Here is a 23315-nt window from a genome sequence, read left to right on the forward strand (position 1 = left end):
GGGTGGCCCTCTCTGTTGAACCTCTGCATGCCGTCAGGGCGTGGGCAAGAAGACGTTGTGCAGCGCCGCGCTCGTTCGGGCATTTTCGTCTGCAAGCGAAGTGAGCAGCGGCGCGAGCCCAGCGAATCCGGTTGATTCTCTGGTGATGCGGTCGAACGGCCAGCGGCCTTCAGCGAGGATCTCGAGGGCTGCCCGGTAGGCGGGATACTCCACGCCGAGTGCGCCTACGACGTGTAATTCTTTATATACCAACAAGTCTGGTTCAAACCGGGGCGCGCCGCCTCGCCCGCGGGTGCCGGCCACCACGACTGTGCCGCCGGGTCTGGCAAGGTCGACGGCATCGGCGAATGCGGAGGGTGCTTTGGCGGTGACGTCGACGACCACGTCGGCAAGCCGTCCGCCTGTTTCACGCTGGAGCGCTGTCACTGTGTTGTGCTGCGATACATCGATGGGCAGGTCGACACCGAATGATCTGGCTATGGCCAGTCGTTGTTCGTCGCGTGGGCCGACGCCGGTCATCGCGACGAAAGCGGCTCCCGCCTCTTTGGCCGCCACGGCCGCGCAGACTCCGCGGATGCCGGGCCCCAGGATCGCTACGACGTCCCCGGCCTTGGTGTCGGGAAGAGTGGCCCCCCATTGGATACCGGCCCCGAGAGGGTTGAACAACGTGGCGAGAACGGGATCCATGTCCTCGGCAATCGGGAGCAGCATCGCGTCCCACGGAAGCTCCACATGGGTGGCGTATCCGCCCCATAAGCCCGCGCCGATCTGCACGTCGACGAACCCGAACATGGTGGCGATGCCGTTCGCCGCACACCGCCGGTATTCGCCGCGGCGGCACTCGGGGCAGTCTCGGCAGGACCGGAACACCTCGACGGCCACGCGCTGGCCGGCTTGTACACCCCAGCGTTGGCTGGCCGCAGTGCCGACGTGTTCGACGATGCCGACGATTTCGTGACCTGGAACGAATGAGAAGCTGGCAGGCAGGTGTCCGGTGAATTGTTCGTGATCCGTCCCGCACAGACCACATGCTTCAACTCGCAGTATCGCACCCCGGTCGCCGACGTCGGGAATGGTGATCCGGCGTCGCTCCAGATTCTGCGGTCCGGTCAGCACCATCGCCTCGGCGATCATGAAAGCTCGAATCCGGTGAACGACCCTGTGTTTCGGAGGCACACCGTTTTACCGACGTACATTTCCCCGCCCATCGCCTCGGCAATCTGCGGATCGTCACTGCGTGCGACAACTCTTCGCCCGTCGGACAGGTGCGCGATGATCGGAGTCCATCGAGGTCGCCCGTCTCGGTCGTAGACAACCGTGTATCCGTCCACTGTCGCGCGACCGGTCGCCTCGCCGACGCCCGCGACGGCCAGCCGCGACGAATCGATGTGAGCCTGTTCGACTGCCGTGTCGATCAGCCGCCATCCGGCTGGCGGCGGGGAGGCCGACCACACACCGACCGAATGCTTCGTCGAATACCACCCGAGGCCGGTGACGAGTCCGGCATCGGTGGGGTCGCGTCTGCACCGTCGGACCATCTCAACGATCGAGTGGCTGACGTAATTGTTACCAGGGCCGCCGTGATAAGGCAGCCCTCCGGTTACTGTGAGGCCTCTCTCGTCGAGGGGGTCCACGTCGAGAGCCTCGGCAGCCATCTGAATTGCCGACGGGAAGCAGGAGTAGAGGTCGAACCACCGAATGTCGTCGGTGGTCAACCCGCCCGCATTGAGAGCCTTGCGTGCCGCTACCTCGATACCCGATGAGCGACTGAGGTCCGGCCGTTCCACGGGGAAGTACACGTCGTTGCAAGTCGCTGCTGACCAGGGAAAGACCCAACGATCGCGCCCGACGCCCAATTCGTCCGCTACCTCGGCCGCCATGAGGATGAAGGCTGCAGCCATGTCGACGGACATGATGCTGTTGAGCAGCTTGGGGTAGGGCAAGCAGACCATGCGGTTTTCCGCGGTGACTTCGCTGAGTTCGGTGGCACTTCGTGTGCGTGGGAACCAAGCCTGCTGGGGATGGCGTGCCGCCTCGGCTGTGAACGGTGCCATCAGCGTGCCCAGCCACTCCCGTTGAGCATCGAAGTCGCGGCCGTGGCGCGCGGCGATCGCGGACTCGAAGATGGGATACACCTCGTGCGGCCAACTCAGACCCACCGATAGTTCGGCTTGACTCAGCCCGGGGCGGGCGTCGCCCAGGGATTCGTCGCCGGAGCGGGGCGGGGGCGGCGAGTTGAGAAGTCCCCCGCCCTGGAGCTTGCGCGCGGAATGCCCGCTCTCCGCCCCGACGACCAGGACGACATCTGCGCGACCCTTGGCTATTTCGCCACCCAACACCTCGACGAGATACTGCGGGGTGTTTCCGCCGACCGGACAGCTGATGCGGCGGGCGGGACCGATGCGCATCGCTTCGGCGATCCTGCTGGCGGGATTGTCGCGCGGGATGACCAGGATGCCGGGAGTCGCGACGGTGTCGATGCGCCGCTCGACCGCGCGACCTGCGTCTCTGACCGCGCGGCGTGCGGCCTCCACCGCCAAGTCGATCGGGTCCACGAAGTCGTCCCCGCGATGGGTGACGTCGCCCACGCCGACGACCACCGGGGTACGCGCTTCTACCGACACCGGCGCCCGCTCAGGGCCACGGGGCTGACTTGAGACATAACTGCGATGGTGTCATGTGCGTGAGCAAGTCACAATGGTGCGCGCTCGCGGCATACTGGCTGTGTGGCGACGAAGTTGTTGAGATGGGGCGCCGCCGCGCCGACAGATCGTGGGTCCGCTCGCGACAGGTTGCTCGATGCTGCCGAGCGGTGCCTCGAGAGTTGCGGTGTGGTGGGCACGACCATGGAGGACATCGGCAGAACAGCGGGTGTGTCCAGGGCAACGGTGTATCGCTACTTCCCCAGTCGGGAGGCGGTGATGTCGGGCGTCATCCTTCGCGCCGCCGGGCGCTATCTCGACCGCATCAGCCCGCGGATCGCGGCGCACGCCGACCTGGGCTCCGCGCTCGTCGATTTCGTGGAATACACGATTGAGGCCGCGCGCCGCGAAGAGATCATCGGATTGTTGTTCGGCAGCGACGAGGAACTCGCCGGCGTGGGTCTCGCGGCGGGGACCTCGACGTCCCTCTTCGAAATCGTCACCGAATTTCTGCGTCCCATCTTCACCAGACACTGGAGTTGCGTGGAACCGGGCGTCTCCGTCGACGACGCCGCCGAGTGGGTTGTCCGCACGATACTGAGCCTGCTGACTGTTCGGGGGCCGCGGGAGCGCAGTCGTGACGGACTCCGGGCGTTTCTGTCGAGGTTTCTCCTTCCGGCGATCCTGGCAAGTGACCACCGTCGACCGGTGTGACAACTATGGCGTAATGTCTCGACAGCAGATGAGTTAGGAGGGCCTGTGCAATTCACCGCGTTCAACGAAGAGGTCGCCGAGCAACTAAAGAGCGCAGCAGAAGCCACGGGCGGGTTGGCCGGTTACCTCGGCTTCCGCCACACGGAATTCACTGCGGGACGTCTCGTCGCGGAGATGGACGCACGCGACGACCTGAAGACGCCTTTCGGCAACCTGCATGGGGGCTGCTTATCGGCCATGGTCGACCACTGCCTCGGAGTGGTGTTTTATCCCGTGATTCCAATGGGATCCTGGGTCGCGACAACGGAGTTCAAACTGAATCTGCTTCGTCCGGTCTCCAGCGGCACCTGTGTAGCCACAGCTGAGATCATCGCGCTGGGCAGAACCAGCGGTGTGGCGCGGATCGACATCTGTAACGACGGCAGAGCGGTGTGTGCGGCCCAGGGCACTGTCACCGTCGTCGCACCGAAGACGAACTCCTGATGCCTGCACACAGAGCAAGTGATTCGTCGGCCCCTGTCGTCGAGCGGGTGCCCACGGCCGACGGGCTGTCGCTGGCCGTCGACCTCTACCGCTGTGACGCGCCGCGGGCGGTCGTGTTGCTCCTTCACGGCGGAGGTCAAAGCCGGCACGCCTGGGATGTCACCGCCCAACGCCTGCACCAGCGGGGCTACACGGTTGCCGCGTACGACACCAGGGGACACGGGGACAGCGACTGGGCCCCTGACGGACGCTATGACATGGACCGGCTTGGATCCGACCTGTTGGCCGTGCGCTCATACGCCGGTTCCGGCCGCCCCGTCGCCGCGATCGGCGCATCTCTGGGCGGCTTGACCATTCTCGGAACACACTTGCTCGCCCCGCCGGACCTATGGCAGGCCGTTGTGCTGGTTGACGTCACTCCGCGAATGGAGATGGACGGCGCCCGACGAGTCGTAGCGTTCATGTCGGCACACCCCGAAGGTTTCGACAGCCTAGAATCGGCCGCTGACGTGATCGCCGCCCACAACCCGCACCGCCCCCGCCCCGACAACCTCAACGGCCTCCGAAAAGTCCTCCAACGTCGCGAAGACGGTCGCTGGGTTTGGCGATGGGATCCAGCCTTCGTGACGTCGAATTTCCAGTTTCTGCAGGGCGATCCAGACGAAGGCGCAGAGGACTTCGAGATGATGAGCGCAATCCTCGTCGATGGCGCCCGCCGGGTATCCGCGCCGACGCTGCTGGTCCGAGGCCTGCTATCTGACATCGTCTCCGAAGAGACAGTGAAGGATTTCCTCACCTTGGTTCCGCACGCGCAAACCGTCGACGTGTCGGGCGCGGGCCACATGGTCGCCGGCGACAACAACGACGTGTTCTCGACGGCGGTTGTCGACTTTCTCGACGGGACGATATGAACCCTGGTGTCGGTTGACTGTCCGTGTAGGGATGGCGCCTATCCTGCTCCTATGCCAGCTGAACCCGTGCGGATGTCGTTCCGCCGACATGTGCGTGACCAGGTTCTCAGGGCGACACGAGAACTCACCATCGAGAAGGGCTGGGATCAGGTCCGGATGAGCGAGGTTGCCGAATCGGTCGGCGTCTCCCGCCCGACGTTGTACAAAGAGTTCGGCGACAAACAGGGGCTCGGTGACGCGCTTGTGGTGTCAGAGGGCCAGCGCTTCCTGGAAGGCATTCGTGCCGTCCTTGCCGAACATGTGGGCGATGTGCAGGGCGGCATCACCGCAGCGGTGCAGTTCACCCTCTCTGAAGCAGAAGACAGCCCGCTCCTCAAGGCAGTTCTGACATCCAACCCCTCGGGGAATGATGGCGGTGGCTCGTCGTCTACGGGGGTCCTTCCTCTTCTGCCGACCTCGGCTTCCCTGCTTCAGCTCTGCTCCGGGGCTCTGACCACGTGGTTTAACGACCACTTCGCCGATCTCGACCCCGAAGACGTCGAGGACGTCGCAGATGTTCTGGTGCGACTGACAGTGAGCCATGTTGTACTCCCAGCTGCGGACATTGCCACCACTGGTGAGCGGATCTCCCGCGTAGCACTTAGGTACCTGGGGGTTGTCCACAGTTTGTGATCAGCAAGCTTTCGCGACTATGCATCGAGCCGACGGCATAGTCTCTGAGTTCCGAGCGCATGGTTTGCCGCTGTCGCAACATGTCAGATCGAGCCGGCGAGGAGGTCTGAGCGGTCGACCCGAAGTTGCTGGCTGATGGCCCGCTTACTGGACATGAAATCGCGCGGACGATTGACGCAGTCGGCGGCGATGAGTTCGCCCTCGCGGAAGTAGAAGCAGCTGAAGTCACGCTCACGCGACGGGTCACCACTGAGCAACACTTCGTCGTATCCGGCGTTGAGACCGGCAATCTGGAGTTTGAGATCGTACTGGTCGGACCAGAACCACGGAAGCGCAGCGATTGCGCTGTGTTTTCCGCAGATCGTCGCCGCAGCGATCTTGGCCTGCTCGCCGGCGCTCGATACGGATTCCAAACGAATACGCCAGCCGTATCGAGCCATGGTGTGGCTGGTGCAGTCGCCGGCGGCCACGATGTCGGGGTCGCTGGTGCGGGCCTGGTCGTCGATCACGATGCCGTTGTCGACGGATAATCCTGCGGCCGAGGCGAGCTCGGTATTCGGCACCACGCCGACGCCGACAATGACCAAGTCGGCGGGGATCGATTCGCCGTCAGCCAGCACGACCTCCTGCACCCCACCGTTACCGGAGAAGGCTTCGACGAGGGCGTGTGTTCGGATCTCCACTCCCTCGCCGCGGTGGATTCGGGTGTAAAACGCGGAAACCTCCGGCGCGGTGACCCGTTCGAGTACACGCTCGGTTGCCTCGAGGACGGTGACGTTCATGCCGAGCGAACACAGCGAGGCCGCCGTTTCCAACCCGATGTAACCGCCGCCCACGATCACAACCCTCCGACCCGGTGTGGCGGCGGCACGGATCAACTCGACGTCTGCAGCGGTACGCAGGTAGTGAATTCCGCGAAGATCCACCCCTGGTGTGGGGAGTCGTCTGGCCCTTGCGCCGGTGCACAACGCGAGCTTGGTGTACGTCAGCGTGTCGCCGGTGCTCAGAGACACACGCTTGGCACTCCGGTGGATCGCCTCCACGGTCGCATTCAAGAGTCGAATGTGCTGCTTTTCGTAGAAATCAGCGCCGCGAATCAGGAGGTCGTCGAGGCCGTTCTTGCCGGCCAGGTATCCCTTCGACAACGGAGGCCGGTGGTAGGGTAGTCCCCTCTCGTCGCCGATGAGCACGACCTCCCCAGACCACCCCTCCCTTCGAAGATTAGCTGCCAACTGCGCGCCGGCGTGGCTCGCGCCGACGATCACTGCTCGTTCGGGAGTCATGCACTCGGCCTGGGAGTGAGGCGAACCATCAGCTTGCTGATACCCCTGACGAAATTCGATTGCACATACTCGGGTTCGCCGACAACCTCGATGTTCTCAAAGCGAGGGAGCAATTCCTCCCACAGGATTCGAAGCTGCAACTCAGCAAGTCGGTTTCCCATGCACCTGTGCACGCCGAACCCGAACGAGATGTGATTGCGGGCGTTGCTCCTATCGATGATCAACTCATCGGCCCGCTCGAAGACACGCTCATCGCGGTTACCAGAGGCGTACCACATCACGACCTTGTCGCCCTTGCGGATGAATTGCCCGTTCAACATGATGTCTTTTTTCGCGACTCGGCGCATGTACGCCAACGGGGTCTGCCAGCGAATGATCTCGGACACCATGTTGGGAATCAGGTCAGGGTTCGCCTTCAACTTCTCGAACTGATCGGGGAACTGGTTCAAGGCGAGTACCCCTCCGCTCATCGAGTTGCGAGTCGTGTCGTTTCCCCCGACGATCAGCAATACCAAATTGCCGAGGAATTCCATCGGGCGGTCGATGAGATCCTTGGTGTCCTCGTTGGCCTGCAGCATCGTGATCAGATCGAAGCCCGGTCGCTCCCCGTTGGCGGTACGGGCCGCCTTGTCATGCCAGAGAGCGCTGAGCCCCTTCGCCATGTCGACCATGCCACGAAACACTCTGTCGTTGTCGGAAGGACCACCATTGGCTTGCTCCATGGAGGTGGCGAGGTCCGACCATTCCACGAGCTTGTGCCGCTGCTCGTACGGGTAGTCCAGCAGGGTCGCGAGCATGCGCGCTGTCAGTTCGATGGAGACGTGGTGCACCCAATTGAACGGCTGATCCACCGGTAGATCGTCCAGCACTTCCTGGACACGCGAGCGGATCAGCCCCTCCATCTCGCGCAGGTTCTTCGGCGCGACAACCCCTTGGACGGAAGCGCGCTGCAAGTCGTGTTGTGGCGGATCCATCGCGATGAACATGGCGATGTCCATAAAACGAGGCGGTCTCCCGATGATGATGAACGGCTCTGCGGAGAAAGCTTCGTGGTTCTTGTCGACGGCGATGATGTCCGCGTGGCGGGTCACCGACCAGAACGGGCCGAACGGACTGCGAGCCTGGTAATGCACCGGCGCCTCGTTGCGCACGCGTTCGAAGTAGGACTTCCAGCGGCCTTGGCGGTAGAGGAACGGGTTGCTGAGATCGATGTCGGCGATATCGACGTCCTCGACCGGAGGAATGGGCGTCTCGGTGAAGATCTTCTTACCATTGGTTCCGGTTACCCACCGACGTGTCTTGTCGTAGAGGTGTGCGCCGCGGATTTGCAGCTCCAGAGGCACGGCAGACTGGGCTTTGGCGGCCACTGCCGCGGGAATACTCATTATTGTTTCCTCCAAATCCATGACGTTGTTTCAGAGCTGGAACTCAGGTAGCTCGACCGTCATGCCATCCCATGCCTCGGAGGCGGCCATCTGGCAGGACAGCCTCGACGTCGGCTGACGCTCGGGGTTCATCGCGAGCATCTCCTCTTCGTTGGCGCCGCAGAGTCCCACCGTGTCCGACCACTCGGGAGCGACGATCACGTGGCATGTTCCGCATGCGGCTTCCCCTCCGCAATCGCCGTCGATGCCGGGCACCGCGTTATTGACCGCGATCTGCATCAAGGACTGCCCTTCGGTCAAGGGGGCTTCGTACTTCTCGCCGTCATGAGAGACGAAGGTGACGACTGCCATGGTTGACTCTCCTCAATCTGGAACTTCTCCTAACGAGTTTTGTCGCGCGTGACCAGCGTCGCTAGGCTCGCAAGAGTCAAAGAGTTGTGTTTTTAGCTCACGCGCAGGGAGGCACGTGAAACTCGACGACTCGGGTATGCCAGCGCTGGCTTTCCTGCAGATGCTGGACAGTGAGGCGCTGGGGCATGACGCCAGCATTGCGCTGCGCAGCATCATGGTTCGCGAGCACGTCACCGAGTCGATGTTGGTGGGCCGCGACGCACAGGTCCCCTTACGGTGGTTCAGGGAGATATATTCCGATTTCGATTGTGATCAGGGAACCCGTCTGGGTTTCGCGTTCGCTGAACACGCCAAACTGACGTCCTTTGGGGCACTCAGTGTTCCCTTGGTCAGTGCGGGCTCGGTAGCCGAGGTTGTCGAGTTGCTCGCTTATCTGCCGGTGATCACCACAGCCCTCAGCCCGTCGTTCCATTCGACGGAACGCGGCCTGACGATCGGGCTCACCGGTCGCACCGGTGACGCGGCCCTGAACTGCCTGGCCGTCACCTACGGTGGGCTGGCGCTGCTGCGTCTGCTCGACATGCTTGCGGGTGCCGTACCGAATATTGAACTGCATCTGAGTCATTCAGCGCCGGAGTCGTGGGTTCTTCATGACGAAGTGTTGGCGGGTCGGATCTTCTTCGACGCCCCCAGCTCGTTCATCCACGTTCCCGCGGCTACACTCGAAGAGGTCTGTCGATTCACCGATCCTGTGGCGTATCGGATTGCCGTCACCGATTTGCAGCGAACTCTCGATCAACGACGTGACGCATCGTTCTCCGAAAAAGTTAGAGACCTGCTGGAGAAAGATCCCGGACAAACGAACATCAGCCGGACGGCGGGCGAGCTCTCGATATCCCCGAGCACGCTGAAGCGGCGCCTGCGCGAAGAGGGGACCACCTTTCGCGAATTACGTCAGTCGTTCTTGCAGGAGCGAGCAATTCTGCGACTTCTCGACAGATCGGTGTCTGTGAGCGAGATCGCGGCAGAACTCGGGTACGCGGACCTCACGAACTTCACACATGCCTTCAAACGGTGGACCGGTCGTTCACCGCGCCACTTCAGAAGAACGCGCGACTGAGCGCGCATAGATCCGTCCTGGCGTGTGCTGGGCGCCCATCGGAACCGGCGGGCTCCACGATCGGCCGCATCTGTCACGTGGACAGGGTCGAGAAACGACACGAGCGGCGCGGGTTCTGGTCATCCCGGCACCGTCTTGGGAAGAGCCGCAACGATTTTCCAGATTTTTCATACCGCGCTAGGGGCGGGGGTGACTCGGACCGCCGGGCACGCTATGCTAACCGTCGTTCACGTCGGGGTCGGCGTTGAACGCGTGGTCGAGAGGAGCCCGGATGTCACACGACCAGCCGGCCATCATTGGTGCCGCCGAACTCACTCCAGGAAGAAACGTTCCGAACACCTCCACTGAATTGCATGTGCGCGCCGCGGTCGCGGCTCTCGCCGACGCAGGGGTGGCCCCAGACGAGGTCGACGGTCTCGTGTGCGCTGGGCCGATGACGAACGAGGGCTCGGTCTTCCTGTCCGAGGACCTCATGGACTATCTCGGGCTGCACAACCTGAAACTTCAGATGACCTGTCAGCTTGGCGGCGGGACCCATCTGGCCATGACGCGCATGGCGAGTAACGTCATCGCCCGAGGCGAGGCCGAGACGGTGCTGGTCGTGTCGGCGGGCAAGTTTCCGCCGATACGCGATGGCGGGCGCGAACTGATGGCGCTGGTGTGTGACCACGCGTTCGAGATGCCCTACGGACCGTCCGTGCCGGCGCTCTACGGCTTGATCGCGCAGGCATGGATGCACGAGACAGGACAGGGCAAGGCGGACATCGCCGAGGTCACCGCGTCGCAGGACCGCTGGGCGGCGCTGAACCCCGCGGCGATCGCGCACCGCTCGCAACGCCTGAGCGTGGAGGACGTGCTGGCGTCCCGACCGATCGCCGGGCCGTTCCACTTCTACCACTGCTCGATTCCCTGCGAGGGCGGTGGCGCGCTCGTGCTGGGCTCGGCCCGCCGGGCCCGCCAGGGCAAACACCGGCCGGTACACCTGCTCGGGTTTGGAGAGGGTCACACCCACGGCTTCCTGACCTCGCTGGCCCGCCCCGGTCGTACCGGGGCCGCCCGTTCTGGTCCGATGGCCTTCGAGCGCTCCGGACGGGCGCCGGCCGACATCGACATCGCCTTGCTCTACGACGCCTTCGCCTCAAACCCGGCGATGATCCTGGAGGAGGCGGGCTTCGTGAAGCCCGGCGGGGCAGGCGATTTCTACCGTGACGGCCGCGCCGATCCGGGCGGCGACCTTCCGGTGAACACTGACGGCGGCCTGATCCGGTTCGGGCACACCGGGACCTCCTCTGGCATTTCGCAGATCCTCGAGGGTTATTGGCAGTTGTCCGGTCGCGCCGAGGGCCGTCAGGTCTTCGGGGCGGACACCGCGTTCGTGCACAGCTACGGCTCGATGCTGTGCAGTCACGTCAGCATGGTGATGGAGGGAGCGTCATGACCGCAGCTTCGAGTTCGCTCGACGGTTTGCACGATCCTGAGGCGCTGCCGCCGCTGACCGATGTCAACCGTCCCTACTTCGCAGCAGCGGCCCGCGGCGTACTCGTCTTCCAGCGGTGCGCGAACGGCCACCCGTTCCTCTACCCGCGGCTGGTGTGTCCCGTCTGCCATGACGGTGAGTTGGCCTGGGAGACCGCGGCGGGTACTGGTGAGATCGTCAGTTTCGCGCCGGTGTACCGCCCCCCGTGGGACTCGTTCCCGCGCAGCGAGCCGTACGTCGTCGTGCTCGTTCGTCTGGACGAGGGGCCGCAGTTGTTGGCCAGTCTCGAGGGCGTGGCCCCCGATGAAGTTGCGATCGGCGCAAGAGTGCGCGCAGTGTTCGAGCGGGTGAACGAGGACCTTGGGCTGGTCCGATTCAGGCCGGCGGCGTCGTGAGCACGTACGGGGTCTCGGTGCTCGGCGCGGACTTGGCCACCCTTGTCGAGACCGCCGAGGCTACCGACCTCGCCGGCTTCGACGCCGCCTGGGCCTCGGAGTTCTACTCGCGCTCCGGCTCGATCTCGATGGCCGCGATGGCCGCGCGCACAAAGCGCTGCCGCATCGGGTCGTCGATCCTGTATGGCGTCGGGCGCAGCCCGCTCGTGCTCGCCACCGAGGCGCGTGACCTCGACGAGCTTTCAGGCGGGCGCGTCGTACTCGGGCTCGGCAACGGCACACGCCGCATGATGAGCGACTGGCACGGCGTGGAGGACACCTCCGCTCCCGCTCTGCGCATGGAGGAGCTGGTCCCGCTCGTGCGTCGGATCTGGAACCTGCACGAGGGCCCCGTGCGCCATGAGGGGCGCTTCTACCGGATGAATCTCGTCCCAACCGGCGACGTCGCGCCGCCGAAGCGAGCGATCCCGATCATCACCGCGGGCGTGCGTCCGCGGATGTGCGAGGTGGCAGGGCGCGTAGCCGACGGGTTGGCTGGTCATCCGCTGTTCACCACGAACTACGTCGAGGAGGTCGCCCGCCCAGCCGTCGTGCGCGGTGCGGAGCGGGCCGGACGCGATCCCGCCGACATTGAGATCGTCTCAATGGTCATCTGCGCGGTGCACGACGACCCACAGATCGCACGTCGTGAGGCCGCGCAGCAGATCGCGTTCTACTCCTCGGTGAAGACCTACGAGCACGTGCTCGACGTCAGCGGTTTCGCCAGGCAGGGAGCGGCCATCCGCGACGCGTTCGCGCGGCGTGACCTGCCGGCCATGTTCGCCGCGGTCACCGACGACATGATCGACGCGATGGCGGTGGCCGGCACCGCCGCCGAGGTCCGAGAAGGGCTGCGCCGCTACGAGGGCGTGCTGGACCACATCGTTCTCTACTCACCCTCGATTGGCCTCGCGCCCGAGCGCATCGCCGAGAACCTCGGCAGCCTCATTCGCGATTGTGCGCCGGCCTTCGCCGGCGGGAAAGGTGACCAGAGTGGCTGACGCATCGCTCATCGGGACGCAACTCGGGAGGACCACGTTTCCCGTCGACCGGTCCAAAGTGCGCGAGTTCGCACTTTCGCTCGGCGACCGCGACCCGGTCTACCAGGACGTCGCGGCCGCCCGCGCCGCCGGCTTCGGCGCGATCCCCGCTCCTCCGACCTTCGTAGTCTCCTCGGCTCACTGGCGCGCCGACGACGATATGTTCGGCGCCCTCGGGCTCGACCTGCGACGCGTACTGCACGGTGAGTGCGGCTGGGAGTATTTCGCGCCGGTGTTCGTCGGCGACGAGCTCACCGAGACTCGTCGGGTGTCGAACGTGACCAGCCGCGAGGGCAAGCGCGGCGGCACCATGACAATCGTGACGATCGAGACCGACTTCACCAACCAGCGCGACGAACTCGTCGTGCGCCAGACCGACGTCTTGATCGAAACCGGAGGCTCCACCCAATGACGACATCCCCCGCGCCGGTGGCGTTGGCCATCGGCGACGAGATGCCGAGCTCACAGTTCGGCCCGCTGACGCGCTCGCACATCGTCCGCTACGCCGGCTCCGGCGGCGACTTCAACCCGATCCACCACGACGAGGAGTTCGCCCGCGCGGCCGGCATGCCCGGTGTGTTCGGTATGGGACTGCTGCACGGCGGTGTGCTCGCGCAGCGGCTGACCGCCTGGGTGGGGCTGGCCAACATCCGCTCGTTCCGCATCCGGTTCACTGGTCAGGTATGGCCCGGTGACCTGCTCAGCTTCGGCGGCAGGGTCACCGGCGTGCGCGAGGCCGGAGGGCACCAGGTGGCAGACCTCGAACTCGTGGTCACGCGCCAGACCGGCGAACCCGCGATAAAGGGGAGCGCCGTCGTGCAGGTGGCCCGGTGAGCGCGCCAACGAGCGACGTCACCGGCCTCGGGATGACGTTCGGGACCTTCGACGAAGGCCGGGCGTGGGTCGGTCATCGCTCCGAACCGCGGCATGCGTGGTTCCCGATCGACCGCTCGATGGTGTTGTACTACTGCTCGCTCGTCGAGGACGCGAACCCCCGTTACTGGGAGGGTGAGGACTGCCCGCCCGGGCTGCTGATGAGCCTCGGCTTCGCGCCGCAGTGGGTGCCCGGGTACCTAGCGCGTGCCGACATGATGTTCGCGCTCAGCGTCCCGTTGCCGGGCCACCACATCATCAACGCCTCGACGACGACGGAGTTCGAACGCCGGCCCCGGGTAGGCGATCACGTGTCGATCGTGGAGGAGATCGCCTCGATCTCCGAGCCGAAGACGACGCGGGTGGGCACCGGCGTGTTCATCACCACGGTGAGCACCTTCTCCGACCAGCACGGTGAGGTCATCGGCCGCAACACCAACGTGCTCTTCCGATACGACACTGCCGATAGTGACGGCGCATCATGAACGACTCCGCCGAGCACAGCATGGTCCGCGTCCCCGTGCGGTTCGAGGACATCGCCGTCGGCGACACCCTGACGCCCGTCTCGATCGACATCAGCTACAAGCGCATCTGCATGAACGCGGCTTCGACATGGGACTGGTTCCCCGGTCACCACGACCCCGACTACGCGCGCAGCCAGGGCCAGCGCACGATCTACCTGTCAACCCTCTTCTTCCATGGCTTCATCGACCGCGGCCTCAACGAATGGGCCGGACCCGACGCACTCATCCGGCGCCGCAGAATCTCAATGATCCGGTCGATCTACCCGGGCCAGACCGCGACCCTGAGCGGCAAGGTCGTGGCCAAACGCGACGATGGCGGACGGCGCCTCGTCGACCTCGAGTTGCTCGTCTCGAGCGAAGCTGGTCCGTGCGTGCCGAGTGAAGCCACCGTTGAGCTGGCCGACCCGTTTGTCGAGGTGCCGGGGTGAACTGCCACTCACATGCGAGGCGACGGTGAGGGACGGAGGCTCGGTGGCCGAGCAACCGATTCGCTACGAGGTCGTCGACAGCGTGGCCTGGCTGACGATCAACCGGCCCGAGGCGCGCAACGCGCTGAACAACGCTGTGCGCACGGGGCTTTTCGACGCGGTACGCCGCTTCAATGACGACGACGCGGCGAAGGTGCTCGTCCTCACCGGCGTGGGCGATAAGGCGTTCTGTGCCGGCGGGGACTTGAAGGAGATGGCGCACAACGCGCTCAAGGTTCCGCCGAAGGACTTCGCTCCGCAGTTCGGCCGCAACATCGATGTCGCGAAGCCGACGATCGCGGCCGTCAACGGTGTCGCTTTCGCCGGGGGCTTCCTGCTCGCGCAGCAGTGCGACCTGGTCGTGGCTGCCGAACACGCGACCTTCGCCGTCAGCGAGGTCAAAGTCGGCCGCGGGTCGCCCTGGGCGGCACCCCTGTCCTGGCTGGTGCCTCCGCGCATCGCCATGCAGATCCTGCTGACCGGCGAGCCGATCACCGCCGAGCGCGCCCACCAGGTCGGCTTGGTCAACGAGGTGGTGCCAGCCGATCAGTTGCGCGAGCGTACCCAGCAGTTGGCGCTCAGCATCGCCGCGAACGCACCGCTATCGGTGCTTGCGTCCAAGCGCACCGTGTACCTCTCGGCACAGCACCCCCTCGCCGCCGCCTACGACCTGGCCGACGAGATATGGGAGCCGGTCTATCTGAGCGACGACGCGCAGGAAGGCCCTACGGCGTTCCGCGAGAAGCGCGCACCACAGTGGAAGGGACGCTGACATGGCGGTGACCATGCAGTCGGTAATCGTCGACATCGAAGCCGAAACGGCCGCGTTGCGCGAACTCATCGCACCGCTGCCCGAAGGTCCGCGCGGCTGGGACGCGCCGACTCCGGCCGTGGGCTGGGCGATCCGCGACCAGATCAGCCATCTGGCGTTCTTCGACGACGTGGCGGTGCGCTCGGCCACCGACCCCGACGGTTTCAGCAGCGACTACCTGCCGATGATGGCCGACGGAAGCATCTCACCCGACGTCATCGCTGAGCGCTACCGTCAAATGCCGGCTGCCGACCTGCTCGCGTGGTTCGACACGTCGCGTGCAGCCCTCGTTGCGGCGTTCGCGGACATTGCCCCGGCGACCCGCCTGCCGTGGTTCGGGCCGCCGATGAGCGCGGTCTCGTCGCTGACAGCGCGACTCATGGAGACCTGGGCGCACGGCCAGGACATCGTCGACGCGCTCGGCGCGACCCGCGAGGCCACGGCACGGCTGCGGCACGTGGCCCACATCGGGGTGGGTGCGCGCGCTTTCAGCTACCTGGCCAACGGTCTGGACCTCCCCGCGGACCCGGTACGCGTCGAGCTGACCGCTCCGGACGGCAGCGTCTGGACGTGGGGGCCAGCCGACGCCGCCAACCGCGTGAGCGGGCCGGCGCTGGACTTTTGCCTGTTGGTGACCCAACGCCGCCACCGCGACGACACCGCTTTGGTCGCCGACGGACCGCTGGCCGACCAGTGGCTCGCGATCGCCCAGGCCTTCGCGGGGCCCCCTGGCGGCGGGCGCGTGGCGGGCCAGTTCGCAGGGGGGCAGCGGTGAGCGTCCCGGTCCGCATCGGCAACTGCTCCGGCTTTTACGGCGACCGCATCGCCGCAGCCCGCGAGATGGTCGAGGGCGGTCCGATCGATGTCCTGTGCGGTGACTATTTGGCCGAGCTGACCATGCTCATCCTGGCCAAGGCCCAGGCCAAAGACCCGTCCGGCGGGTACGCGCGGACTTTCCTCACCCAAATGGAACAGGTGCTGGGCACCTGTCTCGATCGTGGCATCAAGGTCGTCGCGAACGCGGGCGGGCTCAATCCCGCCGGCTTGGCCGCCGCGTTGCGCGAGCTGTCCGCACGTCTCGGCCTCACCGCGCGCGTCGCGCACGTCGAGGGCGACGACCTACGTGGCGGCCTCCACGCAATCACGCCGCCCGTCGGCGACATCAAACCGGTATCGGCCAACGCCTACCTCGGCGCCTGGGGCATCACCGAGGCGCTGCGTTCGGGCGCCGACGTCGTCGTGACCGGCCGGGTCACCGACGCATCCCTGGTGGTCGGTCCAGCCGCCTGGTGGCACAGCTGGGCGCCCGAGGACTGGGATCGGCTCGCGGGCGCGGTCGTCGCCGGGCACGTGATCGAGTGCGGCCCTCAGGCGACAGGCGGCAACTACGCGTTCCTCGACGAGATCACCGACCGCCGCTACCCGGGGTTTCCGATCGCCGAGGTCGCCGAGGACGGCTCTTCGGTGATCACGAAGCATCCCGGCACGGGAGGATTGGTCTCAGTCGGCACGGTCACCGCCCAGCTGCTCTACGAGATCGCTGAACCTGCCTACCTCGGCCCCGACGTCGTCGCCCACTTCGACACCATCCGGCTGGCTCAACAGGATGAGCACCGCGTCGCGATCAGCGGTACGAAAGGCAGTCCGCCGCCGGACACGTTGAAGGTGGCGTTGAATGAGGTGGGCGGCTTCCGTAACACGATGACCATGGTGCTCACCGGCCTCGACATCGAGGCCAAGGCGGCCTTCGCCGAACAGCAGCTCTTCGACGTTCTCGGCGGACGCGACGCCTTCGACGAAGTCGACGTGAGGCTGTTGCGTTTCGACGTCTCCGATGCACCGACGAACGAGCAAGCCTGCGCGCACCTGCGTGTGACGGTCAAGGACGCCGACCCGCGCAAGGTGGGCCGAGCATTCTCCGGCGGGGTCATGGAGATCGCCCTGGCCGGTTTCGCCGGCTTCCACACCACCACGCCACCGTCCTCGGAGACCGCCTTCGGCATCTACCGGCCGGCCTACGTTGCGCGCTCGGCCCTCACGCACGTACTGGTCGACGCCGACGGCACACGGCACGAGATCCCCGACCCGCCGACCGGTGCCGTCCCGCCGGCTGGGATTGCCCCGCCCGCGAAGCTGCCGGTGCCGTCCGGGCCGACACGTCGTGCGCCGCTCGGGTCGGTACTCGGCGCGCGGTCCGGAGACAAGGGCGGCAACGCTAACCTCGGCCTGTGGGCACGGGATGACCCTGGGTACGCGTGGGCGCGCGACTACTTCAGCGTCGAGCGGCTGCGCACACTGCTCGGGCCGGAGACGGCGCACCTGCCCATCGAGCGCTTCGAACTGCCGAACTTGCGCGCCCTCAACGTGGTGGTGCACGGCTTGCTCGGTGACGGAGTGGCCTCCTCGACCCGGCCGGACGCGCAGGCCAAGGGGCTCGGGGAATATGTGCGGTCCCGCATGGTGGACATTCCCCAGTCGCTGCTCGTCACACACTAAATCCGGTGCGGGGCGCCGTCTACCTGCTGTGTAACCGCGCCGCTGAACAGCGCCGCAACGGCCGCGGCGGCCAGCATCGCCTCAATCGTCGCGTCGTCCAGCGACGCCGGCATGTACGCGGACGCGTTGAGCAATGACAGCACGGCGGCGACCAGGCCCTGTGCGCGCTCACGGTCCAGATCGCCCCGTGCTCGTACGAGCGCGTCGACCCAGAAGGACTCGTACCTGTGCTGTCGGCGTCGCAGGGCACGGGTCGCCAGCGGCGACAGCGAGCGGTGCTCGCGGGCGTAGACGGCCAACAGGCCGCGTCGTCGCGCGCCGAAGGCCGCGTGTAGGTCGACAAGGGCGTGCAGGACCTCCGTCGGTGTGCCGGCGTTGGTGGCGCGCCGGGCGCCAGCCAGCAGCTCAGTCATGGCGGCGTCGCATAACTCGCGCAGGATCGCGTCCTTGTTCTGAAAGTGCCGGTAGACGGCCGGCCCGCTCACCCCTGCTGCGGCACCGATGTCGTCGATGCCCACGGCGTGAAAGCCTTGCCGCGCGAACAGGTCGGCGGCGGCCTCGAGGAGCAGTTTGCGGCGCAAACCGGCCACTTTCAGGCCTCCTGTCGATTTGTGGTTACGTTGTTCGCCGTCCGATCCGCTGGGCCGGGCTGGGATCCTACCGGCGCTGGGGTTGCCTGCGTCGGCACCCGCCGCACCAAATCAAGGGAGGTGAACGAAACCGCTAGCCCCCGCCGATGCTGTCGCATCCTCTTCTCAGTTCATGATTTAGGGGCCCTGCTTCGAACCCGCGATGTGCAGCGGCACGACTCAGCGCAAAACGACTCCGCCCTCGATGCCCGTGAACTGCGCGCGCAGCTCGGTCTTGAGCAGCTTGCCGGTGGCGTTGCGCGGCAGTTCGGCGACGAAGTGCACGTCACGCGGACACTTGAAGTGCGCCAGCCGCTCCCGGCACCACGCCACGATCTCCTCGGCGCTCGGTGCCTGTGTTGCCGGGTCGGCGACGACGATCGCGACGACGCGTTCGCCCCACTTTGAGTCCTTGCCGCCGATCACGGCGGCGTCGAGTACCGCCGGGTGGCGGAAGAGAACTTGCTCGACCTCGATCGGGTAGACGTTCTCGCCGCCGGAGATGATCATGTCCTTCTTGCGGTCGACGAGGGTGATGAAGCCCTCGGCGTCCATGCGCCCGAGGTCGCCCGTGTGGAACCAGCCCCCGCGTAACGCCTCGGCGCTCGCCTCGGCCTTCATCCAGTAGCCGGTGAACACATTCGGGCCGCGCACGATCAGTTCGCCCACGGTGTCGGTCGCGACGTCGCGGTCGTCGTCGTCGACGATGCGGGCGTCGACATGCATTGCGACGCGGCCGATCGACCCGGCCCGCTTGCTGATGTTCTCGGCGTCTAGGACGGTCACCAGGGGAGCGGTCTCGGTCATGCCGAAGCCCTCGGTGAAGGGCACGCCTCGCTCGCGCATGAAGTCGATGACCGTGAGAGGGACGGGCGACCCGCCGCCCATGGCGAAACGCAGCGCAGACAGGTTGAAGGAGTCGAAGTCGGACACCTGTGTGAGAGCGGTCCACATGGCCGGCACCATGAACTGAACCGTGACGTGGTGGTCGGCCATCGCCTGCAGCGTAGCTCGCGGCTCGAAGGACGGCATGATGACGCTGGTGCCGCCGACGTAGAGCAGCGGCAGGGTGTGTACTCCCAGCCCGCCGATGTGGAACATCGGCGCCACCGCGACGGTGACGTCCTCGCCCCGCAGGCCGATGTCGGTGCCGAGGACGTTGATCGCGTTCCATAGCAGGTTGTCGTGGGTGAGGATCGCGCCCTTGGGTCGGCCCGTCGTCCCCGACGTGTACATGATGAACGCGGGGTCGCTGCCGTCGACGTCACCGTTGAGCGGTTCGAGCGCGGCGCCCGAGACGACGTCTTCGTAGCCGAGCTCGCCCGGCGCCGGCACCCCACCGGCGCGCACGACATGGCGCACGCGGACTCCGGACTCGGTGACGGCGCTCCTGGCCTGCGCGGCGAACGGCTCGTGGAAGACCAGAACATCGGCGCCTGAGTCGGCCAGGATGTAGCCGATCTCGGGTCCGGCAAGGCGCACGTTGAGCGGAACTGCAAGTGCGCCCATTTTGGCGCAGCCCAGCAGCACCTCGATGAACTCGGTCGAATTGACCAGCAGCATCGCGACCCGATCGCCCTTGCGCACGCCGAGGGCGATGAGTGCGGCGGCGACCTGGTTGGTGCGCCGATCGAGGTCGGCGTAGGTGATGTGCGCGCCGTTGCTGATCAACGCGGTGCGCCCGCCGTTGAGGAAGGCGCGCCGGGTCACCCACTGACCGATGCCGAGTTTCATGCGATTCCCTTTCATTCCGCGGCGACTCAGTAGGACGCGGGCAGTTTCAGGCTGTGCTGCGCCACGAAGTTGAGGATCATTTCGCGGCTGATCGGCGCGGTGCGCATGAGCCGGGCCGGACCCCACAACGTGGCGAGGCCGTACTCGGTGGCCATGCCGTTGCCGCCGTGGGTCTGAATCGCCTGGTCGAGCGCCAGGATGCCCGCCTCGGCTGCGGCATATTTCGCCATGTTCGACGCCTCACCCGACCCCGGATCGCCGGCGTCGTGCAGGGCGGCGGCACGCTGAGTCATCAACCGGGCCAGCTCAACCTGGATCTTGGCGTGGGCGAGCGGGTGCGATACGCCCTGGTGCGAGCCGATCGGCGCTCCCCACACGTGGCGGTTGCGGGCGTAATCGGCGGCTTTATCCAGCGCGTAGCGACCGATGCCGTTGCCGAGCGCCGCCCCCATGATTCGCTCCGGGTTCAGGCCCATGAAGACCTGGCGCAGGCCCTCGTTCTCCGCGCCGATAAGGTTGGCGGCCGGCACGCGGACGTCATCGAAGAATAGAGTGAACTGCTTCTCTGGAGTGACCGCCTGCACCGGGATGAGTGACTTGGTGAGCCCGCGGACATCGGTGGGCACGACGAGCAAGCTGAGTAGTCCGCGACCACTGTCGTTGGTAGACGTTCGGGTGACGACCAGGATCGCTTCGGCTTCGTCGACACCAGAAATGTAGTACTTGGTGCCGTTGATGACCCAGTCGTCGCCGTCGCGTTTCGCGGTCGTGGAGATGTTGTGCGAGTTCGAGCCCGCGTCCGGCTCGGTGATCGCGAATGCCATGATCGTCTCGCCGCTGGCGATGCCCGGCAGCCACTGCTGCTTGAGTTCCTCACTGCCGAATGCCTGGATGATCGTGCCGCAGATGGTCGGCGAGACGACGGTCATCAGCAGCGGGCAGCCCGCCGCGGCGAGCTCCTCACCGACGATCTGCATGTCGTAGATGCCGCCGCCGCCGCCGCCGTACTGCTCGGAAAGGTTCACCCCGAGGAAGCCCTGTTTGCCCACGGCCTGCCACAGCTCGGTGCTTTTCGCGCCGGCCAGCGACTTTTCCAGGTAGTACTCGTGTCCGAAGTCCTTGGCGATCTCGGCGACCGCCTTGCGCAGGTCCTGACGTTCCGCTGTCTCGTGCAATTCCATGACACTCCTCACATCGGTATCGACGCGCCACCGATCGGGAGCGCGCCGGGTTGATTAGAGCTCGGTGGCGTCCGACGCCACTTCACCGCCGTCCACCGCCTCGACCACGGCGAGGACGTCACCGCTCGAGACCTGATGGCCGACCTGGACCGGCAGGGCGTTCAGCACCCCGTCAATCGGGCTCGCGACGGTGTGCTCCATCTTCATCGTCTCCAGGACGACAAGGGTTTGGCCCGCCGAGACCGTCTCGCCCTCGGCGACTGGCAGTCGGACCACCGAACCCGGCATCGGCGCGGTGAGCGACCCGGGCGGGTTCAGAGTGCTCGGGTCGACGAAGCGTGGCGCCAGCCGCAGGGCGGAGTAGCCGGCGACCGAGTCGAGGTGGGCAACATCGCCGTCGAGGACGACATCATAAGTGCGGCGCACCCCGTCGACGCGCAGCACCACCCGCTCGCTACTGCCCTCGACAACCTCGACGTCGGCCAACGGCTCGTCGTCGACCTGCAGGCAGGTCCCTGTCGAACCTAACGTGTACCCGACGCGCACTTCGCGCCCACCCTGGGTCTGCCAGGTTGTGGTCTGCGGCTGCGAAGGGTTGTTGCGCCAGCCGGCGGGCAACGTGGCCTGCAGAGTTGCGACGGCACGCCGCGCGGCCACCCCGGCCACGGTCGCCGCGACGGCGTGCAGGCGCTCGGACTGCGTGTCTGGGAGGGCAGCGCCGAGTTGGGCGACGTCGTGTCGGTCAAGGAACCCAGTGTCGGTGCCCCGCCCGGCGAACTCGTCATGGCGCAGGACGCGAACAAGCAGGTTGCGATTGGTGGTCACGCCGTGAATACGGGCGCCGGCTAGCGCCGCCGAGAGGCTGGCAAGTGCCTCGTCGCGCGTTGGTGCCCACGCGATGACCTTGGCCAGCAGCGAATCGTAGTAATGACTGATGACCGAACCGGCACGAAAACCCGAGTCAACCCGCACGCCGGCAAGCGCCGGGACATCCAAGGTGCGCAGGGTGCCGGTACAGGGCCGGTAGTCATCGGCCGGATCCTCGGCGCACAGACGGGCCTCGACCGCGTGACCGCGAATTCGCGGGTTGTGCATCTCCTCAGGCAGCGGGCGGCCCATGGCTACGAGCAGCTGGGCACGCACCAGGTCGAGGCCGGTGATCAGCTCGGTAACCGGGTGCTCGACCTGCAGCCGGGTGTTCATCTCGAGGAAGGCGAAGGAGTCGGCTTTGCCATCCTGAGCGGCGTCGTAGACGAACTCGACCGTCCCGGCGCCTACGTAGCCGACGGCGCGCGCGGCGGCGATGGCGGCCTCGCTCATCCGAGCGCGCAACGCGTCGTCGACGACCGGTGACGGCGCCTCCTCGATCACCTTCTGGTGTCGACGCTGCACGGAGCACTCGCGCTCGAACAGAGAGACGACGTTTCCGTGCGTGTCGGCCATGATCTGGATCTCGACGTGGCGTGGGCGCTGGACGTAACGCTCGAGGAAGACGGTGCCGTCGGCGAACGCTGCGGCGGCCTCACGCGAAGCGGAGGTGACCGCTTCGTCGAGCTCGTCCGGCGACGCGACAATGCGCATGCCTCGGCCACCGCCGCCAGCGCTGGCCTTGACCAGCACGGGGTAGCCGACGTCGGCGGCCAGCTTCGCCAGCTGCTCGGCCGATAGCCCCGTCGTGTCGCCACCGGGCAGCACAGGCACCCCCGCGTCGGACATCGTCTTCTTGGCCTGCAGCTTCGAGCCCATCGCGTCGATCGCCCCGGGCGGCGGACCGATGAAGACGAGGTCGGCGGCGGCACAGGCGCGCGCGAACCCGGCGTTTTCCGAAAGGAAGCCGTAGCCGGGGTGTACTGCGTCCGCGCCGGTGAGCGAGGCAGCGGCGATGATCCGGTGGATGTCGAGGTAGGTCTCGGCGGCAGACGAGCCGGGAAGGTGCACGGCCTCGTCGGCGTCGGCGACGTGCCACGCGTCGGCGTCGGCGTCGGAATAGACCGCGACGGTGGCGATCCCGAGATCGCGGCAAGTGCGGAACACCCGCAGCGCGATCTCGCCACGGTTGGCGACCAGGACCTTGCGGATCTTGGGCAT

Annotated in this window: 24 protein-coding genes; 15 read left to right on the top strand and 9 right to left on the bottom strand. The window is 66.1% G+C overall.

The features are described from left to right. Positions 1-33: 33 nt before the first annotated feature. Together BN977_RS17140 and BN977_RS17145 are read right to left on the bottom strand one after the other, a co-directional pair. Positions 34-1134, bottom strand: a complete 1101-nt coding sequence (locus BN977_RS17140; RefSeq protein WP_005060986.1) for a zinc-dependent alcohol dehydrogenase — start codon at positions 1132-1134, stop codon at positions 34-36. Next, positions 1131-2624: an acetyl-CoA acetyltransferase gene (locus BN977_RS17145; protein WP_005119751.1), complete on the bottom strand. Its 1494-nt coding sequence runs from the start codon at positions 2622-2624 to the stop codon at positions 1131-1133. The genes BN977_RS17140 and BN977_RS17145 overlap by 4 nt, the downstream gene beginning before the upstream one ends. A 102-nt stretch (positions 2625-2726) precedes the next feature. On the opposite strand from BN977_RS17145, the gene BN977_RS17150 reads away from it, so the two are divergent. The 4 genes from BN977_RS17150 to BN977_RS17165 all read left to right on the top strand — a co-directional run bounded on the left by BN977_RS17150 (position 2727) and on the right by BN977_RS17165 (position 5422). Then, positions 2727-3356, top strand: coding sequence for a TetR/AcrR family transcriptional regulator (locus tag BN977_RS17150; RefSeq protein ID WP_174479264.1), 630 nt, complete (start codon positions 2727-2729; stop codon positions 3354-3356). Between the two features lie 45 nt (positions 3357-3401). Continuing rightward, positions 3402-3839 (top strand): PaaI family thioesterase, encoded by a 438-nt coding sequence (locus BN977_RS17155; RefSeq protein ID WP_005060992.1) that lies wholly within the window; start codon positions 3402-3404, stop codon positions 3837-3839. Further along, positions 3839-4750: an alpha/beta fold hydrolase gene (locus BN977_RS17160; RefSeq protein ID WP_005060993.1), complete on the top strand. Its 912-nt coding sequence runs from the start codon at positions 3839-3841 to the stop codon at positions 4748-4750. Before BN977_RS17155 ends, BN977_RS17160 begins: the two co-directional genes overlap by 1 nt. Before the next feature lie 90 nt (positions 4751-4840). Then, positions 4841-5422, top strand: a complete 582-nt coding sequence (locus BN977_RS17165; protein ID WP_005119754.1) for a TetR/AcrR family transcriptional regulator — start codon at positions 4841-4843, stop codon at positions 5420-5422. Positions 5423-5505: 83 nt separating this feature from the next. Here BN977_RS17165 and BN977_RS17170 read toward each other — a convergent pair whose 3' ends face one another. From BN977_RS17170 to BN977_RS17180, 3 genes are read right to left on the bottom strand one after another with little or no spacing between them, the layout of a single operon-like run. Further along, the gene (locus tag BN977_RS17170) at positions 5506-6705 is read right to left on the bottom strand and encodes an NAD(P)/FAD-dependent oxidoreductase (RefSeq protein ID WP_005060998.1); all 1200 of its coding nucleotides are present in this window, start codon (positions 6703-6705) and stop codon (positions 5506-5508) included. Then, positions 6702-8090, bottom strand: a complete 1389-nt coding sequence (locus BN977_RS17175; protein ID WP_005061000.1) for a cytochrome P450 — start codon at positions 8088-8090, stop codon at positions 6702-6704. The genes BN977_RS17170 and BN977_RS17175 overlap by 4 nt, the downstream gene beginning before the upstream one ends. Before the next feature lie 30 nt (positions 8091-8120). After that, positions 8121-8441: a 2Fe-2S iron-sulfur cluster-binding protein gene (locus BN977_RS17180; protein WP_005061001.1), complete on the bottom strand. Its 321-nt coding sequence runs from the start codon at positions 8439-8441 to the stop codon at positions 8121-8123. A 115-nt stretch (positions 8442-8556) separates the two neighbouring features. On the opposite strand from BN977_RS17180, the gene BN977_RS17185 reads away from it, so the two are divergent. From BN977_RS17185 to BN977_RS17235, 11 genes are all read left to right on the top strand, one after another. Further along, positions 8557-9561 carry a helix-turn-helix domain-containing protein gene (locus BN977_RS17185; RefSeq protein WP_005061003.1) on the top strand — a complete coding sequence of 335 codons (1005 nt, stop codon included), beginning with the start codon at positions 8557-8559 and terminating at the stop codon, positions 9559-9561. A gap of 271 nt (positions 9562-9832) precedes the next feature. Next, positions 9833-10999 carry a thiolase family protein gene (locus BN977_RS17190; RefSeq protein ID WP_005061005.1) on the top strand — a complete coding sequence of 389 codons (1167 nt, stop codon included), beginning with the start codon at positions 9833-9835 and terminating at the stop codon, positions 10997-10999. Next, positions 10996-11433, top strand: coding sequence for a Zn-ribbon domain-containing OB-fold protein (locus tag BN977_RS17195; protein ID WP_005061010.1), 438 nt, complete (start codon positions 10996-10998; stop codon positions 11431-11433). The genes BN977_RS17190 and BN977_RS17195 overlap by 4 nt, the downstream gene beginning before the upstream one ends. After that, positions 11430-12473 carry an LLM class flavin-dependent oxidoreductase gene (locus BN977_RS17200; RefSeq protein WP_005061011.1) on the top strand — a complete coding sequence of 348 codons (1044 nt, stop codon included), beginning with the start codon at positions 11430-11432 and terminating at the stop codon, positions 12471-12473. Before BN977_RS17195 ends, BN977_RS17200 begins: the two co-directional genes overlap by 4 nt. Continuing rightward, positions 12466-12924, top strand: a complete 459-nt coding sequence (locus tag BN977_RS17205; protein WP_005061013.1) for an FAS1-like dehydratase domain-containing protein — start codon at positions 12466-12468, stop codon at positions 12922-12924. Before BN977_RS17200 ends, BN977_RS17205 begins: the two co-directional genes overlap by 8 nt. Continuing rightward, positions 12921-13346 carry a dihydroxy-acid dehydratase gene (locus BN977_RS17210; RefSeq protein ID WP_005061016.1) on the top strand — a complete coding sequence of 142 codons (426 nt, stop codon included), beginning with the start codon at positions 12921-12923 and terminating at the stop codon, positions 13344-13346. The genes BN977_RS17205 and BN977_RS17210 overlap by 4 nt, the downstream gene beginning before the upstream one ends. Positions 13347-13378: 32 nt before the next feature. Further along, positions 13379-13870, top strand: coding sequence for an FAS1-like dehydratase domain-containing protein (locus BN977_RS17215; protein WP_005061017.1), 492 nt, complete (start codon positions 13379-13381; stop codon positions 13868-13870). Continuing rightward, a complete protein-coding gene (locus BN977_RS17220) occupies positions 13867-14337 on the top strand; it encodes a hotdog family protein (RefSeq protein ID WP_005061019.1) in 471 nt (156 codons plus the stop codon). The genes BN977_RS17215 and BN977_RS17220 overlap by 4 nt, the downstream gene beginning before the upstream one ends. Positions 14338-14380: 43 nt before the next feature. Further along, complete coding sequence (locus BN977_RS17225; protein WP_005061022.1) at positions 14381-15148, top strand: enoyl-CoA hydratase/isomerase family protein; 768 nt, start codon at positions 14381-14383, stop codon at positions 15146-15148. A gap of 1 nt (position 15149) precedes the next feature. Continuing rightward, a complete protein-coding gene (locus BN977_RS17230) occupies positions 15150-15962 on the top strand; it encodes a TIGR03084 family metal-binding protein (RefSeq protein ID WP_005061024.1) in 813 nt (270 codons plus the stop codon). Then, complete coding sequence (locus BN977_RS17235) at positions 15959-17683, top strand: acyclic terpene utilization AtuA family protein (RefSeq protein WP_005061026.1); 1725 nt, start codon at positions 15959-15961, stop codon at positions 17681-17683. The genes BN977_RS17230 and BN977_RS17235 overlap by 4 nt, the downstream gene beginning before the upstream one ends. On the opposite strand, the gene BN977_RS17240 is transcribed toward BN977_RS17235, so the two are convergent. The 4 genes from BN977_RS17240 to BN977_RS17255 form a co-directional block, all read right to left on the bottom strand. Then, positions 17680-18273, bottom strand: a complete 594-nt coding sequence (locus tag BN977_RS17240) for a TetR/AcrR family transcriptional regulator (RefSeq protein WP_005061028.1) — start codon at positions 18271-18273, stop codon at positions 17680-17682. The two genes, BN977_RS17235 and BN977_RS17240, sit on opposite strands and share 4 nt — an antisense overlap. A gap of 219 nt (positions 18274-18492) precedes the next feature. Next, complete coding sequence (locus BN977_RS17245) at positions 18493-20046, bottom strand: acyl-CoA synthetase (protein ID WP_005061033.1); 1554 nt, start codon at positions 20044-20046, stop codon at positions 18493-18495. A gap of 26 nt (positions 20047-20072) precedes the next feature. Continuing rightward, the gene (locus BN977_RS17250) at positions 20073-21227 is read right to left on the bottom strand and encodes an acyl-CoA dehydrogenase family protein (protein WP_005061035.1); all 1155 of its coding nucleotides are present in this window, start codon (positions 21225-21227) and stop codon (positions 20073-20075) included. A 54-nt stretch (positions 21228-21281) separates the two neighbouring features. Then, the gene (locus BN977_RS17255; RefSeq protein ID WP_005061037.1) at positions 21282-23315 is read right to left on the bottom strand and encodes an ATP-binding protein; all 2034 of its coding nucleotides are present in this window, start codon (positions 23313-23315) and stop codon (positions 21282-21284) included.

It is taken from the genome of Mycolicibacterium cosmeticum (assembly GCF_000613185.1).
GTDB classification, from domain to species: Bacteria; Actinomycetota; Actinomycetes; order Mycobacteriales; family Mycobacteriaceae; genus Mycobacterium; species Mycobacterium cosmeticum.

Excerpts from the sequence above, each read along its gene's own strand:
- BN977_RS17140 (WP_005060986.1), bottom strand. The coding sequence starts at position 1,134 with ATGATCGCCGAGGCGATGGTGCTGACCGGACCGCAGAATCTGGAGCGA.
- BN977_RS17160 (WP_005060993.1), top strand. The coding sequence starts at position 3,839 with ATGCCTGCACACAGAGCAAGTGATTCGTCGGCCCCTGTCGTCGAGCGG.
- BN977_RS17170 (WP_005060998.1), bottom strand. The coding sequence starts at position 6,705 with ATGACTCCCGAACGAGCAGTGATCGTCGGCGCGAGCCACGCCGGCGCG.
- BN977_RS17175 (WP_005061000.1), bottom strand. The coding sequence starts at position 8,090 with ATGAGTATTCCCGCGGCAGTGGCCGCCAAAGCCCAGTCTGCCGTGCCT.
- BN977_RS17180 (WP_005061001.1), bottom strand. The coding sequence starts at position 8,441 with ATGGCAGTCGTCACCTTCGTCTCTCATGACGGCGAGAAGTACGAAGCC.
- BN977_RS17190 (WP_005061005.1), top strand. The coding sequence starts at position 9,833 with ATGTCACACGACCAGCCGGCCATCATTGGTGCCGCCGAACTCACTCCA.
- BN977_RS17195 (WP_005061010.1), top strand. The coding sequence starts at position 10,996 with ATGACCGCAGCTTCGAGTTCGCTCGACGGTTTGCACGATCCTGAGGCG.
- BN977_RS17210 (WP_005061016.1), top strand. The coding sequence starts at position 12,921 with ATGACGACATCCCCCGCGCCGGTGGCGTTGGCCATCGGCGACGAGATG.
- BN977_RS17215 (WP_005061017.1), top strand. The coding sequence starts at position 13,379 with ATGACGTTCGGGACCTTCGACGAAGGCCGGGCGTGGGTCGGTCATCGC.
- BN977_RS17220 (WP_005061019.1), top strand. The coding sequence starts at position 13,867 with ATGAACGACTCCGCCGAGCACAGCATGGTCCGCGTCCCCGTGCGGTTC.
- BN977_RS17230 (WP_005061024.1), top strand. The coding sequence starts at position 15,150 with ATGGCGGTGACCATGCAGTCGGTAATCGTCGACATCGAAGCCGAAACG.
- BN977_RS17245 (WP_005061033.1), bottom strand. The coding sequence starts at position 20,046 with ATGAAACTCGGCATCGGTCAGTGGGTGACCCGGCGCGCCTTCCTCAAC.
- BN977_RS17250 (WP_005061035.1), bottom strand. The coding sequence starts at position 21,227 with ATGGAATTGCACGAGACAGCGGAACGTCAGGACCTGCGCAAGGCGGTC.
- BN977_RS17255 (WP_005061037.1), bottom strand. The coding sequence starts at position 23,315 with ATGCCCAAGATCCGCAAGGTCCTGGTCGCCAACCGTGGCGAGATCGCG.